The organism is Neoasaia chiangmaiensis (assembly GCF_002005465.1).
Classification (GTDB): domain Bacteria; phylum Pseudomonadota; class Alphaproteobacteria; order Acetobacterales; family Acetobacteraceae; genus Neoasaia; species Neoasaia chiangmaiensis.
Genome location: NZ_CP014691.1, coordinates 178313 through 193623 on the forward strand (window position 1 = coordinate 178313; position 15311 = coordinate 193623).

Below are 15311 nucleotides of genomic sequence, written 5' to 3' on the forward strand. Positions count from 1 at the left end.
ATTTCCCACTACTTGCGCGACAGACCGCCGTGCCAATGCGCCGGTTTGCCGAAAGTGAACGGACGACGGGGTAAGCATGGCGGCGGTGATCGATCTTCAACGACTGGTCGGGCATCTGGACGATGTCTGTCGACGTGCACTCGAAGCGGCGGCAGGCGCGGCAATGTCCCGCACGCATTACACCGTCGATGTCGAGCATTGGCTGGCGCAGATCGTTCAGGACGCGCAATCCGATGTCGTGCAGATTCTTCGGCGCGAGGATATCGACCCTGGCCATGTTGCGGCGGGCCTCAATACGGTGCTCGACCGCTTCTCGACGGGCAACGGGCGTAGTCCGGCGCTTTCGCCGGAACTCGTCGGCATCCTGAAAGATGGCTGGCTGATCGCGACCGTTGATCGGTCCGACCGGGTTTTGAGATCGGGCCATGTTCTCTGCGCCTGTCTGGCGGACGAGGTCGTGGCATCCCGACTGCGCATCGCCTGTCCCGCCTTGCGAAAGCTGGCGAGCGAAATACTTGTCCGGGATTTTGCGAGGCTGACCGCGGATAGCGCCGAGGGCAGGTCCACCGAAGGTCACGCCCCGGCAGTCGACAGCGGCCCGGCAATCGGGAGCAACGCAGCACTGGACCGCTTCACGACCGATCTGGTCGGACTGGCAAGAGCCGGGCGGATCGACCCGATCCTGGGGCGGGATACGGAGATCCGGCAGGTGATCGATATCCTGACGCGTCGTCGACAGAACAATCCCATCCTGACGGGCGAGGCGGGCGTGGGCAAGACTGCGGTCGTCGAAGGTCTGGCGCTTCGGATTGCCGAGGGTGATGTGCCGGAGGCCTTGAAGGACGTCTCGATCCGGACGCTGGATCTCGGCCTTCTGCAAGCCGGCGCCGGTGTGAAGGGCGAATTCGAAAACCGCCTGCGGTCCGTCATCGACGATGTCCAGAAGTCCCCGACGCCGATCGTGCTGTTTATCGACGAGGCACACACGTTGATCGGTGCCGGCGGGCAGGCCGGGCAGGGCGACGCCGCCAATCTGCTCAAGCCGCCGCTGGCACGAGGGGAGCTGCGGGTGATCGCCGCGACCACGTGGGCCGAGTATAAGCGCTATTTCGAAAAGGACGCCGCACTGACGCGGCGTTTCCAGACCGTGAAGGTCGATGAGCCTTCGGAATCGACGGCTATCGATATGCTGCGCGGACTGATCGGCGTGCTGGAGAAACACCATAAGGTGCGTATTCTGGATGAAGCGATCGAGGCCTCCGTGCGTTTGTCGAAACGCTTCATCCCTGACCGGCAATTGCCGGATAAGGGCGTCAGCCTGCTGGATACGGCTTGCGCACGCGTGGCGATGAGCCAGGGCTCGACGCCAGGGACGATCGAAAGTCGACGTCGGCGTCTGACCGCGATCGAGCGTGAGATCGACCTTCTGAAACGCGAGGGCCTGTCCGGCGTGTCGCAGGAAAAGCGTCTTGCGCGGCTGGATGCCGAAGCAGCCGAGATTGCCGAACGGCTGGCCGGCGATGAGGCGCGCCTTGCGAAGGAAAGCGAACTTGTCGCCTCTCTGAGCGCGTTGCGTGAACGGGCGGAAAGCGGCGGCACAGACTCATCCGGCACACGAGCGCAGGCGATTGCGGTCGCGGCGGAACTCGAGGCATTGCAGGGCGAGCATCCCATGATCCACCCTGTCGTGGATGCGCAGGTCATCGCGGAAATCGTGGAGAAGTGGACGGGCGTCCCGGCGCGCCGGATGCGTTCTGACGAAATTCAGCGCCTGTTGCGTCTCGAAGACGATCTGCGCGCCCGTGTGGTCGGGCAGGATCATGCACTGACGGCGGTGTCCGAAGCGATCCGCGTTTCGCGCGCGGGACTGACGGATTCACGCAAACCCGTGGGCGTTTTCCTGATGGTCGGCACGTCTGGCGTCGGCAAGACCGAAACGGCGACCGCGCTGGCCGATCTGCTCTATGGTGGGGCACAGAGCCTGACGACGATCAACATGACCGAGTTCAAGGAAGAGCATAAGGTCAGCCTGCTGATGGGCAGCCCGCCCGGTTACGTCGGATACGGCGAGGGCGGCGTGCTGACGGAAGCCGTGCGGCGTCGACCGCATTCCGTGCTGCTTCTGGACGAATTCGAGAAGGCGCATCCGGGCGTGCAGGACATCTTCTTTCAGGTGTTCGACAAGGGCATGATGAAAGACGGTGAGGGACGGGACATCGACTTCCGCAACACCATCATCATCATGACGACCAATGCAGGCACGCAGCTGATTGATGCGCTGTTCGCCGATCCCGATACAGCGCCCGATACCGATGGCCTGACGACAGCCCTGCATGACGAGATGCTCAAGCACTTCAAAGCCGCTTTTCTCGGTCGGGTGACCACAGTGCCGTATCTCCCCCTGTCGGACGAAACGCGGCGGCTGATCGTGGACCTTCAGGTGGCGAAGGTCGTGCGGCGGGTTGCGGCGGTTTATGGTGCGAAAGTCGCATTCGACGACACGGCACTGGCGGCACTGCAGGCCCGGTCGGTTTCCAGTGCATCGGGCGCGCGGGTTATCGAGCGAATGATCGCGACGGAAATACTGCCGCTTCTGGCGCGCCGTTTTCTTGGCCGGTCGGCCGATGCCCCGGATGCCGAAATACGTCTGGTCTATGACGGCCAGAGCTTCGATCTGCTGCATGATATCGATCAACGCACGTCGTCCATGCACGAAGGAATTGTATCATGAGAGAGACCATGCGCCGCAATGTGCCGGTTCCTGGCAACGTCAATGCGGAACGGTATCCGACCCTTCATCAGGGCGATTTGAACACCAACCTGCGAAAATCGCTTGGCAAAGCCGAGGCGTATGGGAAATCGAAGAATGCGCCCGACCGTCTGAAAGCGGCCGTGACGATGTCCGATATCGCCACAACCGTGATCGGCACCGCGGTTTCCGGCAGTCATGCGTCGCAGGCAGGGGGCTCGATCGATGTTCTGAATGCATTCTACAAGGCGACAAAGAAGGCGGAACTGCCGGCCAATCCTTTTCTGGAGGGCAGCACCTACGAAGGGCGACATTCACCACAGACACTCTCCTATCTGCGACAGCGTGCCAAGAAAGGGATCGGGACACAGATTCTTTCGCTGGGCGGCTCGGCCGCATCGGCGAAAACCGCCGGCATCAATGTTGCCGGCCTCACGCGTCATGTCAGCTCCCTCTCCACGACGGTCATTCATCTCATCAAGCTCAGGCAGATTGCGGCCGATCGAAGCGGAGAGGAGCATGAGCGGCTCGTCGAATGGTGCGATACGGTCATTCGCATGAAGCAGATCAAGATGTCCCGCCGGGGGATCAATACGGCTGTATCCGCGATTCCGGTGGGATCGATCATTGGTAACATCGACAACCTGATTACGATGGGCATCAATATCGGTGCGTCGTTCGAGGGTGTCGCCACGCCGATGGGTGTCGGACAGGCATGCTATGCGGCGGCCGCTGGCCTTCACTGGATGGCCTTCGACGAGCACAGGTTTACGTTGCGCCAGTCCGATAGTCAGGCCACGCGCATGATCTACGAACTTTTTCAACAACGCGGACTGACACGTCTTTTCACGCGCAAATATGACGTGATGGGTATCATTCGGGAACCGGCCGGATGGCTGGCGATTGGAGACAAGCTTCTGATGTCCTGAGTGATCTTTCTCCCTGTCGTTTCATCCAGGAAAGAAAACCGTCGATGCCATCGCTGATCAGAAATGAAGTTGGAAACAACTTTTACGTATGGACTCTTGCAGATGGCCGATCGAGCAAATCCGAGTGCGTCATCACCGCGCATGGGATGATCGATCCACTCCATCGCCGATATTCCGGGCCGGATGTTACATTTTCCTTTTATTGCAGTCGCCGCACGACCCTGACCGATCCGGGGATTGCCATGTTCAATACGGAAAGCGCCAATCCGAGAAACGCTGAACGTGTTGCGCAGGGTTCATCATCCTCTATGGATGAATACCTGCTGGGAAAATATACCAATACCGATGGGCAAAGTCGTCAGCACAATGGCATGGGTGAGGACTACGCGAAACTCGCCGACCTTGGCCGGTTTTTACCCAGATACGATGTTGTCAGCGTCCGCAATCGGGGGTTACGCTATGCCAACCCGGTTACGTTGACCGAGCTTGTCGGAACGCTGTGGGAGCACGGGTATCGGTATAATGTTTTCCACTGTCTTTTCTGTCGACCGACTTTCAGTCAGATGGTCAGCGAGACACTGAAGGGATCGGCCGTCCCGTCTGAAACGGTGCAATGGGCGTGACCTGGTCCGGTCGAGCCGTAAAGCGTGCCTGATAAAGATGGCGGAATTTTACATTGGTAACCCAGAATCGAAAGACCTGCCTCAGTAAAGGGTCTAGTTTTTTCACGTAGGGCTGCCGTGTGGTTGGCCTTCGGATGTATCGACTAGTAAAAAAGGGTGCAGAAAAAAGATGGGTATCTATCTTAAATACGGTGACGCCCAGGGTGATGTGACCGAAACCAATCATACGAACTGGATCGAACTGCTCGACGCCCAGTGGAGCATGTCCCGCACGATCCGTAGTTCCGTTGGTATTGGCAAGAACCGCGAGTCCACCTCGGCATATGTGAGTGAACTGACACTCACCAAATATATCGATGCGTCGAGCCACACGCTCTCGACCTACGCTTTCGTCGGGCAGGCGAAGCAGGCGCAGATCGACTTCACGCGCGTCAACGAGGGCGGGGAGACGTTGTTCCGGTCTCTCATCCTGAAAGACTCCATCACCTCCAGCCTCGTGAATTCCGGGCACGGCAAGGATCGTCCGACAGAGACTCTGACCCTTAATTTTACCGAGATCACGATCGAAGATTACGGTGAGGGTGCGGACGGCAGCAAAACCGGTCCGAAGCGGATTATCTACGATCTCACGCAGGCAAAAACTTCCTGATCGCTTTTTTTCTGCTCGGTGGGTGCTGCATCGCAACGGCATGCAGCACCGTCATATGATCGCGCTATTCATCAGGCATTGAACCCTAAACGAAAGTGGAGGCCATGGGAGGCGAACTCCAGAACCTCCTTCTTCTGACGTCGCCTCTGGGCGATGATACGAAGCCGTATCAGGAAGGTAGCCTGCACGCCATTGGCCTGCATGCGACCGAGCAGCTGAGCGCACCTTATCTGATTGGCCTTGATGTCGTTTCGACAGAAAAACAGATCGCGCCGGACTCCCTGCTTCACAAGCCCGTAACCGTTACAATACGCCGCAAAGATGGCATCGATCGATATTTCAACGGTCTCGTCCGTCATGTATCGTCCAGCGGTGTGGAACACCGTGGACGTTGGGAATATCACCTCGACGTCGTGCCATCCTTATGGTTCCTGTCCCAGACAAGTGACTGTCGAATTTTCCAGAAGAAAACAGCTGTGGAAATTTTGCGGCAGTTGTTCGCCGATCATGCTGTCCAGCCGGTCGATTTCCGTGTGACGGGCAGTCAGCCGGTGAGAGAGTACACGACCCAATACAATGAAAGCGATCTCGCGTTCTGCCAGCGCATCATGCAGGAAAGTGGGCTATTTTATTATTTCGTGCATGAGAAATCACAACATACCCTGGTTGTAACGAATACCAATCAGGGCTTCCGAACGATGGCAGATCCAGTTCATCGCGTGATGATGCAGGGAGACAATGTTGATATCATCAGCGAGTGGCGAACGGCAAAAATGGTTTCACCGGGTGTCGCGGTGCATCAGGATTACGATCCTACCCGTCCCCTGAGTCCTGTCACCGGCCAGACCGTCGCAGATGACGCCGGCCCGGGCTCGGGGCAGCGGCGTCATTTCGTCTGGCCTGCGATGACCACGGAAAATGATGTTGCACGCGATCGGACGCGTTATGCGCTCGAGGCCAGTGCGGCGTCGGCTGGACTCACGTCAGGTTTGTGCCACGACCCGCATTTCTGTGCCGGATTTCGTTTCCAGATTGAAAATAATCCCGCATCGGGCGGGAACGAATATGTCGTGCAGGCCGCGCAGCATGTCGCGCGGGACGAAAGCTGGCTTGGCGGTACTGCGCCGTCAACTTATCACGTCATGTTCTCGGCGTTTGCTTCATCGTTGCCATGGCGTGAACCGCTGACAATTTCCCGCCCCTCGATGCCCGGGATTTATTCCGCTATCGTGCTGGGCGAGGGCGGCGAGGAAATCCATGTCGATCGACTGGGGCGCATCAAGGTTCGCCTGCTTTTCGACCACCGTCGGGACACGGTCGCCGGCATGGCGACCTGGGTGCGTGTCATGCATCCATGGGCCGGGAATAAATGGGGCTGGCAACATCTTCCGCGTGTCGGAACGGAAGTCGGCGTTTCGTTCATGAGTGGCGATTGCGACAATCCGGTTGTGATGGGCTGCTTTTATCACGAACAATACCAGCCCGTGTTCAGCCTGCCTGCCGAAAAGACGAAGATGGGCTTCCGAAGCCGATCCACGATGGGGGGTGGCACGGCGGACTTCAATGAGCTTTCGTTCGACGACAAACTGGGTCAGGAAATGTTCTTCCTGCATGCCCAGCGCGACCATCGCGTCGAGGTGGAGCGCGATCATGCATCGGAGGTCGGACGCGACCGCACCACGGTCGTGGAGCGCGATGAGACGTTGAACAGCCGTACGGGCGATATCCGCGTGCAGGCAGACTCGAAAACAGTCACGGTTCAGGCCGCGGAGGAAATTCGTCTGATATGCGGCGCTTCGTCAATCACCCTGTCGCCGGCAGGGGTGACGATCCGTTCGCCCAAGGTCTCCGTCGAAGGAGAAGCGGAAGTGACGATCGAGGGTGGCATAGTCCGTATACAGCCCTGACTTTGCCCGATCGACTGGCATAGTATCGGCTATCGCGCGGCGACGGCGGCAGGAAAAGGGTTGTGAATGCCGGGCGGAACAGCAATTCGTTCCGGCATGGAGGGAAGGAACAGGAGATGGCAGAACTTACGCTTGTGCCGCGCCGCACGCCATCCGGCGTTGGGCTGGAGGCGTTTCATGTCCATAATCGGCATGCGTCTCTCGGGCGTGGGGCGCACTGCGACTGGGTGCTGCCCGACCCACAACGCCTCCTGTCCAAACGTCATTGCGAGATCGTCTGGCGCAACGGCCATTGGACGATCACCGATCTCAGCAGCAACGGCACGACGGTCGGCGGCCGGACGCTCCCCCCGGGCGTGCCGCACGAACTGCATGATGGCGACCGGATTGGCTGCGGCAGCTACGAGATGGACGCGGTCTTCGGCCCGACGACCGAGGACGAGCCGACGCGCATCGGCATCCGGCCACAGGATACGCTCGTCAATGCGCCGTTACCGCAATTTTCCAATCCTTTCGAGGATGCAGGCGAGCCTGGAGACAGGCGGGAGAGTTCGTACACGCGCAAAATGCCCCCCGATGATGCCGCGCCGTTTTTCGAGACGACGTCTCCCCGTTACGGACGGAGTTCAAGCGAGACGCTGTCGATCATCCATCCGTTCGATTTCGCGCTCGGTGCAAACGATTCGGGTTTTGATCTCGGAGCCGGAACGCCATCGGGAGACGTGTCCTCCGTAGCGCCCCAGACGACCGGCCTGCACGACTCTTTCCAGCCGCCACGACCGGCCAGCGAGCTGTTGCCGGAAGACTGGAGTGCACCGGAAACGCGTCAAATGCCGCCGATCGCGCCTGATCCGAAAGCGCCGCCGCCTGTTGGGGCGGACGAGCCATCGGAACACGATGACGGATCGCCGAAAGGACTGTTCACGGCGCCGGTCGCGCCAACGTCAACCCAGGTGTCGCAGGCTGAAACGGCATCTCCAGGCGTTAGGCCTGACCATGGAATCGATCCGCTATCGGTGCGACTGGATTCCGAAATCGCGGTCGAGGCCACACGACCAGGACTGCCCGGTCAGGCGGATGGCGCCGCCATTATCGCCGCATTCATGCGTGGCGCCGGCCTTGAAGGCGCGCCTTCGAAAACGGCCGAAGCGTTTTTCGAAGGGCTTGGCCAGACGTTCAGGGCGTTCGTCGTCGGGTTGCGACGCGCGATGATCGCTCGCGCCGAGATCAAGGGCGAGTTCCGCATCGACCAGACCATGATCCAGCCTTTCGGCAACAATCCCCTGAAATTCGCGGTCGACGACGATGACGCTCTTGCCGCACTTCTTGGCGTGGGGCGCCGGACCGGTGTCTCAAGCCCGGATGCCGTTGCGGATGCCTTGCGCGATATACAGGTTCACGAGATGGCGCTTACGCGCGCCATCGAGCCGGCGGTGCGCGAGTTTCTCGCCGCCAACGGCCCCGCTGCGGTGCTCGAACTGCTGTCCTATCCCGCCGACCAGCCCCTTTCCCTTTTTCGTCGGGCAAAGGCCTGGACGACCTATGTGCGTCACTATCAGGAGACCGCGGACGTGGCGACGGAGACCCTCGATGGCGCCTTCGGTCGGGCATTCGGGCGCGCCTATGAAGCTGCGCGTGCTGAAATCGAGGGCGCTGGCAGCAGCGGCGGGAGAACGAACAAAACTGCGTTCTCCCGGTTGCCGCCGGAGCAAGGCCGATGAGTTGGGGTAGCCGGGTCGTCTGGCAGGAAGGCATGTTCCTGCGTGCGCAGCATTTCCAGCAGCAGGATCGATGGAGTGCGCACGATCTGGCGCAGGGACTATCGTTGACGCGCGCCTATGGCTGGGGATTTGCCGAACTCGACATTGCCCGCGATCTGCTGGCGTCCGGACGCATCGGCCTGTCGACGGCAAAAGGGATTTTCGGGGACGGCACGCGCTTTTCCGCCCCGGACGAGTCGCTGCTGCCTCCGCCGTTATCGGTCCCGGATGGCGCGCGTGATGTGCTCGTCTATCTGGCCATTCCAATCGCCGGGCCGGGCCGCATGGAATTCAGCGCCGACTCGGGGTTGGCACGCTTTTCGGGAACGAGTCAGGAGATTTACGACACGCATAGCGGTTCACCCGACCCCGCGACGATCACGGTCGGACAGTTGGCGCCCCGCCTGATGCTCGGCACGGATGACAGGGCGGGGTATCACTGCCTCTCCGTGGCGCGGATCGTCGAGGTGGCGGCGGATCGTCGCGTCGTTCTGGATGCCACATGGATTCCACCGGTCCTGACATGCGCGGCAACGCCGATCCTGGCCAACCTGCTGATCGAACTGGCCGGGATCCTGCATCAGCGTGGCGAGGCGATCGCCGGACGGCTGAGCGCAATCGGCGCGCGCAGCAACACGGAGATCGCGGATTTCATGTTGTTGCAATCGCTCAACGGCTGGCAGCCGCTGACGGCGCATCTGGCTGACGGCGCGCGTATCCATCCGGAGGAACTGTTCCGGCTGTTGCTGACCATGGCGGGCGAACTGTCAACCTTCACCGAAACGTCGCGCCGTCCAGACCGCTTCGAGCCTTATCGGCATGACGACCTGCATCGTAGCTTCGGGCCGGTGACGGCCGCGATCCGGCGCGCACTTTCCAGCGTCCTGGAGCAGACCGCGGTTCAGATCCCGCTCAAGGAACACAGACATGGTGTCAGCGTCGGCGCCATCGCCGACCGGACGATCCTGACCGGCGGCAGCATCGTTCTGGCGGTTCGGGCCGATGTGCCGATCGAGACGCTGAGGCGCGTTTTCCCGACGACCGTCAAGATCGGTGCCGTCGAGCATATCCGGGAACTGGTGAACGTGGCGCTGCCGGGAATCGAGCTTCGGTTGTTGCCTGTCGCGCCACGCCAGATGCCGTTCATTTCCAATGCGCTGTATTTCGAGCTGGAGCGCCATTCCACGCAGTGGGACGCGCTGCGCCATTCAGCAGGTTTTGCCATCCACGTGTCGCATGACTTCCCTAACCTGAGGCTGGAACTATGGGCAATCCGGGCGTGAACGGGATGAACAACCCCTTTGCGGAACCGGATGACGACGATCGCACCGTCATCATGCCGAGAGAAGCTGTCTCGGCCCTTTCCGCGCGGCAGAATCTCGCACCGGTCGAAAGGGCCGAAGATCAGGATATCGAGTTCTCGGCTTTGCCGCAGGGGGGAGAGTCGCCGATCGTCGCCTGTGCAAGTTCGCTGCTGACCCTGATGGCACGCCTGCGCAATACCGTCAGCGTGCCGGACGCCAGCGCGTTGCGTGAGCGGGCCGCGCGTGAGATTGAGCGCTATGGCGCGGCACTGCGCGAGGCGCGGCTGCCACCGGAGACGATCCGCCTGGCGCATTATGTCATGTGCGCGAGTCTGGATGATGTGGTGCAGTGCACGCCGTGGGGATCGCATGGACCATGGGCAGACCTTTCGCTGACCTCTGCCTATCATCGTGATGTCCGGGGCGGCGAACGGTTCTTCGGAATTCTGCGCAAGCTGCTGGAGAGCCCGAACGCCTATATCGGCGTCATCGAGTTGATGTATCTGTGTATGTCGCTCGGCATGCAGGGGCAGTATCGGCTCATGCCACGCGGACCTGCCGAACTGGAACGCGTGCGCGAGGAAACCTATGCAGCAATCGTGCGCATTCGCGGTGCGGCGGCGGCCGATCTGTCGCGTCATTGGGTTGGCGTGGCGGAGCCGTATCGACCCCTGCGGTTCGAGATGCCGTTATGGCTGGCTATGGCTCTCGGCACGGGAATACTGGGCATTGCGTATGCCCTGGCGCTTCTGGCCACGGGTGCGGCATCCGATTCCCTGCTCGCCGGTGCTACCGGTCTGCCACCCCACGCCATGCCGGCGATCGCGCGGCCGGCGCCAGTGGTTGCGCCGCCGGTCGTCCCGCATCGCGATGCTTTGCGTGCGCGACTGGTCGCGGCGTTGCAATCCGACATCCACGACGGCGTATTGAGTGTAGCGGGAACCGAACGCGTGCCTATTATTCGTCTTCAAAGCCAAGGCATGTTCGAAACGGGCGCGGCGACCGTGCTGCCGCAATATATTGCGGTCCTGCGCCGCGTCGGGGATGCAGTCGGCCGCAACGAGGGCCACACGAACGTTGTGGGCTACACCGATTCCCAGCCAATCCGCACGCTGGCGTTTCCGTCGAATTATGCGCTGTCACTGGCACGGGCACAGGCAGCGGCGGCCGTGATCGCGCCATATGTCGGGGCGACACGCATTGCCGCGTCCGGGCAGGGAGCGCAGTCGCCTGTCGGCGACAATGCGACGGAGGCGGGGCGTCGCGCCAATCGGCGTGTTGAAATCGTTGTCGAGGAGGGTCGCCCGCAGTGAGCGTCTTCTACACGTTGCTCGCCCTTGTACAACGTTGCGTCAGCAATCGCTGGGCGCAGGCTTTCGGGATCGCCGCGCTCCTGACGGGGCTGCTCTGGTTTTACCTGCCACTCTCACCTTTTTTTCTGCCGGCAGGGCGGCGTCTCGGCATCATCGCTGTTGTATGGGTCGCGGTCTTCGCGGTCGCATGGCTCGTTCAACGTCGTCGCAGTCGGGAGGAAAAGGATCTCAGCGCAACGCTCACGGGCGGTGGCAAGGCCGACCGGGACGACGGAGAGCGGGACGGTCAGGCCGCGAGTGATGAAGTGCGTGAACTGCGTCGCCGCCTTTCCGCAGCTGTGGCCACATTGCGCAAGCGCGGCGTGCGGCGGCTTTACGATCTACCGTGGTATGTTTTGATCGGCCCGCCGGGCTCGGGGAAAACGACATCGCTGCGTCACTCCGGTCTTCATTTCCCGCTGGAAGCCGATGGTGAGGACTCGCTGCGCGGCGTCGGGGGAACGCGGTTGTGCGACTGGTGGTTTGCCGATGAGGCCGTGCTCATCGATACTGCCGGGCGATACACGACACAGGACAGCGCCAAGGCTGTCGATCGCGCCGGCTGGCTTGGCTTCCTCGACAGTCTTCGCAAGACGCGCCCGCGCCAGCCGATCAACGGCGTGATCGTCATGATCTCGTTGCTCGATATCGCGGCCGGTTCCCCGGAAACGCGCGAGGCCCATGCGCGGCAGGTTCGGCTGCGCATCAACGAACTGACGGAGAAGCTTGGCGTCCGGATTCCGGTCTATCTGATCTTCAACAAGATCGACCGGCTCACGGGTTTCGACATGTTCTTCGATGATCTCGATACGGCGAGCCGGGGGCAGGTCTGGGGCATGACCTTTCCGGTCGATGGCGGTGTCGAGCACTTCCAGAACGAATTCGATCAGCTCATCGCGCAACTGGACAGGCGGCTGATCGACAGGCTTCAGGCGGAGCGCGCGCCGGAGCGACGTGCCGTCATGAGTGGCTTTCCGCTTCAGGTCGCAAGTCTTGCGGAGCCGATGAGCGCCTTCCTCAATAGCGCCTTTCGCGGTAGTCGGATCGACAAGCCGCCATTCCTGCGCGGGATCTACATGACATCCGCGACGCAGATCGGTGCGCCGCTCGACCGTCTGTCGGGCGCGCTCGCCCGATCCTTCGGGATTGACCAGCAACGCTCCGGCCCGCCGGCGGGGGCACGGGGGCGTGCTTACTTTCTGACGCGGCTCATGCGTGATGTCATTCTTGGCGAAGCCCTGCTCGGCGTCTATGCGCCGGAACGGTATCGCAGACGGCGCAGACTGCGCGCGGCAGCCTTCGGCGTCATTTCCGTCGTGACATTTCTGGGCGTCATGCTGATCTGGCAAGGACACCGGCAGGCGCGGGCGATGGTGCAGGAGCGATTTGCCCGTTTTGCTGCCTATCACGATGCCGTCGCGCCGCTTGTCGGCAGAAGCGTGGATCGCGATGCCGATCTTCCCGCCGTATCGGACGCGCTGGATCAGGCCCGGGCATTAGCCTACGGCAAAAGCGGCGGTCTGGTGGGGCGTCTGCGCCTTGGGTCCGATGCCGCGGCGGAACAGGCCGGCCGTGGTGTCTACGACAATGCGCTGGCGCGTGTCCTGTATCCGCGCCTTCTCTGGCGGCTCGAACACGATATGCGGGAGCGTTTCCAGGATCCGTCATTTCTGTATGACGCAACCCGGGTTTATCTGTTGCTCGGAGGGTTGGGGCCACGCGATCCGGAGATCGTCGAAAGCTGGTTCGCCGCCGACTGGGAGCGTCGTTACCCCGGAGCCCTGAACCGTGCGTTGCGTGAGCGGCTTGGCGTTCATCTCGCGGCGCTGCTTGCAAATCCCGTTCCCGACGATGCGATGCTGGATGGAAAACTCGTTCAGCAGGCACGCATTGCGTTCGGTCATGTCACACCTGCGCAGCGGATTTACAGTCGCTTGCGCGATCTGCCGGTTCCTGCGGGCGTTCATGGCTGGTCTCCGCAGGACGCTGTCGGCAATATGGAGAATTCTGTCTTTGCACGGCGCAGTGGCGCGCCGCTGAACGATGGAGTTCCTGCTTTCTTCACGGGGGAGGGTTACGCGCGGATACTGCGTCCACAATTGCCGGCTGCTGCACAGGCCGTCGCGGATGAGTCGTGGGTTGTGGGGCATGATACGGCCATGACGGTTCGCGGCAGCGACGCATCGGCGCTGGAAGCGAGTGTCGCACGTTTGTGGAGCGATGATGCGCGTGCGCACTGGTCCGGCATATTGAATGATTTGACAATACGGATCGGCGGTTCACCGTCCCAGGTATCCGGCGCACTTTATCTGCTGTCGTCTCCGCAATCGCCGCTACGCGACATGGTCAGGTCCATCATTGCTGCCCAGACCATTCCGGCGCCCGCTGGACAGAAATCGGCCCCGGGCGCTGAAGCGAAGCCCGTAAGTGCCGGGGAGGGCGTGGATTCGCTCGATGCCATCGACCAGGCGGCGGCGTGGAATGCGTCCATCGCACCACTGGCGGATATGCTTCATCCGGCGACGGGCGGCACGCCGCCGATCGAAAGCGTTACGGCATTGATCGGCCAGCTTGACAACGCCGTCGCTCTTGGGGGCGTGTCGCAGCAATCCGGTTCAGCTACCGGTCTTGCCATGCCCGACCCGGGCGAGCGGCTGCGCGCGGAGGCGTCAAGGCGTCCGCAGCCGGTTGCAACGTGGTTGCGTGAAATTGCGGACTCTGGACAGGCATCACGAGAGCGGGAGGCAAAAGCGACCGCCTCCGACACCTTCAACAGTGCTGCCGGCCCCGGTGCTGCTTGCCGTGCGCTGGTGAAGGGGCATTTCCCGTTCGACCCGACATCGACGCAGGATGCGCCACTGGAAGGCTTTATACGTGTGTTCGCACCGGGTGGCTTGCTCGATCGTTATGTGGAGCAGTCCGTAGCACCGTTCGTGGATCGCAGTGGCTCCACGTGGCGCCTGCATGATGCTGGCGGCGTGCACGCACCATTCACCGCCGCGCAACTTCCTGCGTTTCAACGTTCTGCCGCAATCCGTGACACGTTCTTTCCGGCTGCCGGTGCGCCTTTTGTCAGCCTGACGATCAGGCTTCAGGGCGATAGTGACATGGCAATGAATCTTGGGAGCGCCACGGTTCGGCCCGATGTGCCGGTCACGCTGTCCTGGCCCGGATCCGACGGGCTTTCTCCGGCTGTCATCTCCCGCACACGCAATGGTAAGCCGCAGGAACTGGAGCGTGGCGATGGAATCTGGGGTCTTGCACGCCTGTTGCAGAAGGGAATTAGCCAAGGGACCGGCGCGCTTTATTCGGATGGTGAGACGGTATCGATCTCGGGTGCCAAAGGTGCGTCGCCCTTTGCCCTGCTATCCGGTTTCTCCTGCCCGGAGGTTCCCTGATGCTCGAACCGTTTGCCGGATACTGGGGAAAACTGCCGGCACATGGCGATTTCCTGAAGGCAGGTTTTCCGCAGGAGGTCGTAACGAGGCTCGATCGATGGATCGATACGCAACTAGGGGACGCCGAACACCGGCACGGCGCGCGCTTTAACGGCATCTGGCACGCGGCGCCGAGCTGGTGTTTCGTGGTGCGACCCGGTGTTCTGGACCCTCTTCACGCGGTGACGGGCATCTGGACACCCAGCATCGACTCCGTTGGCCGGTGTTTTCCCTTTCTCTTTGCCATCCTGCACGATCCGGCAATGGCAGCTTTCCGGGCACTGCCTTCCTATGACACGGTCATTCGGCAGGCAATCGAACGGACACAGACGATCGGCGTTCTGGAGGAAGCCTTGATCGCGACCGGGCAGGCGCCCTGGCCGCCAGCCGCGCCCGTGTTCGACGTCTGGTGGTGCGTTAATCACGCGGGCGGCGGAACATTGCATGGCGCCTTGCCGGTGGGCGCGGCATTCGACTGGTTATTGGACGGCACACCGCCGACAGGGACTTAAAAAACACGACCATATGAAATATTGATGCCGGCAGATGAAATTTATGCGAAGCAGAAGATAGGTCGTGGCATATATGTTACCAACTTCCA

General features: G+C 61.4%; 10 protein-coding genes. All 10 read left to right on the top strand.

The features are described from left to right. Window positions 1–76 precede the first annotated feature (76 nt). The 10 genes from tssH (at window position 77) to tagF (ending at window position 15222) form a co-directional block, all read left to right on the top strand. Window positions 77–2731 carry a type VI secretion system ATPase TssH gene (gene tssH / locus A0U93_RS00855; protein ID WP_077805695.1) on the top strand — a complete coding sequence of 885 codons (2655 nt, stop codon included), beginning with the start codon at window positions 77–79 and terminating at the stop codon, window positions 2729–2731. Next, window positions 2728–3678: a hypothetical protein gene (locus A0U93_RS00860; RefSeq protein ID WP_147151194.1), complete on the top strand. Its 951-nt coding sequence runs from the start codon at window positions 2728–2730 to the stop codon at window positions 3676–3678. Before tssH ends, A0U93_RS00860 begins: the two co-directional genes overlap by 4 nt. A 44-nt stretch (window positions 3679–3722) precedes the next feature. Next, the gene (locus A0U93_RS00865; RefSeq protein WP_077805697.1) at window positions 3723–4301 is read left to right on the top strand and encodes a putative adhesin; all 579 of its coding nucleotides are present in this window, start codon (window positions 3723–3725) and stop codon (window positions 4299–4301) included. 169 nt (window positions 4302–4470) lie between these two features. Next, window positions 4471–4950 carry an Hcp family type VI secretion system effector gene (locus A0U93_RS00870; protein WP_077805698.1) on the top strand — a complete coding sequence of 160 codons (480 nt, stop codon included), beginning with the start codon at window positions 4471–4473 and terminating at the stop codon, window positions 4948–4950. 104 nt (window positions 4951–5054) lie between these two features. Next, a complete protein-coding gene (locus A0U93_RS00875) occupies window positions 5055–6857 on the top strand; it encodes a type VI secretion system Vgr family protein (protein WP_077805699.1) in 1803 nt (600 codons plus the stop codon). 116 nt (window positions 6858–6973) lie between these two features. Further along, window positions 6974–8578, top strand: coding sequence for a type VI secretion system-associated FHA domain protein TagH (gene tagH / locus A0U93_RS00880; RefSeq protein WP_147151190.1), 1605 nt, complete (start codon window positions 6974–6976; stop codon window positions 8576–8578). Further along, window positions 8575–9900 (top strand): type VI secretion system baseplate subunit TssK, encoded by a 1326-nt coding sequence (gene tssK / locus A0U93_RS00885; protein ID WP_077805701.1) that lies wholly within the window; start codon window positions 8575–8577, stop codon window positions 9898–9900. Before tagH ends, tssK begins: the two co-directional genes overlap by 4 nt. Further along, a complete protein-coding gene (gene icmH / locus A0U93_RS00890; RefSeq protein WP_077805702.1) occupies window positions 9882–11234 on the top strand; it encodes a type IVB secretion system protein IcmH/DotU in 1353 nt (450 codons plus the stop codon). Before tssK ends, icmH begins: the two co-directional genes overlap by 19 nt. After that, the gene (gene tssM / locus A0U93_RS00895) at window positions 11231–14671 is read left to right on the top strand and encodes a type VI secretion system membrane subunit TssM (RefSeq protein ID WP_077805703.1); all 3441 of its coding nucleotides are present in this window, start codon (window positions 11231–11233) and stop codon (window positions 14669–14671) included. Before icmH ends, tssM begins: the two co-directional genes overlap by 4 nt. After that, window positions 14671–15222 carry a type VI secretion system-associated protein TagF gene (gene tagF, locus A0U93_RS00900; protein ID WP_077805704.1) on the top strand — a complete coding sequence of 184 codons (552 nt, stop codon included), beginning with the start codon at window positions 14671–14673 and terminating at the stop codon, window positions 15220–15222. Before tssM ends, tagF begins: the two co-directional genes overlap by 1 nt. Window positions 15223–15311: the final 89 nt, after the last annotated feature.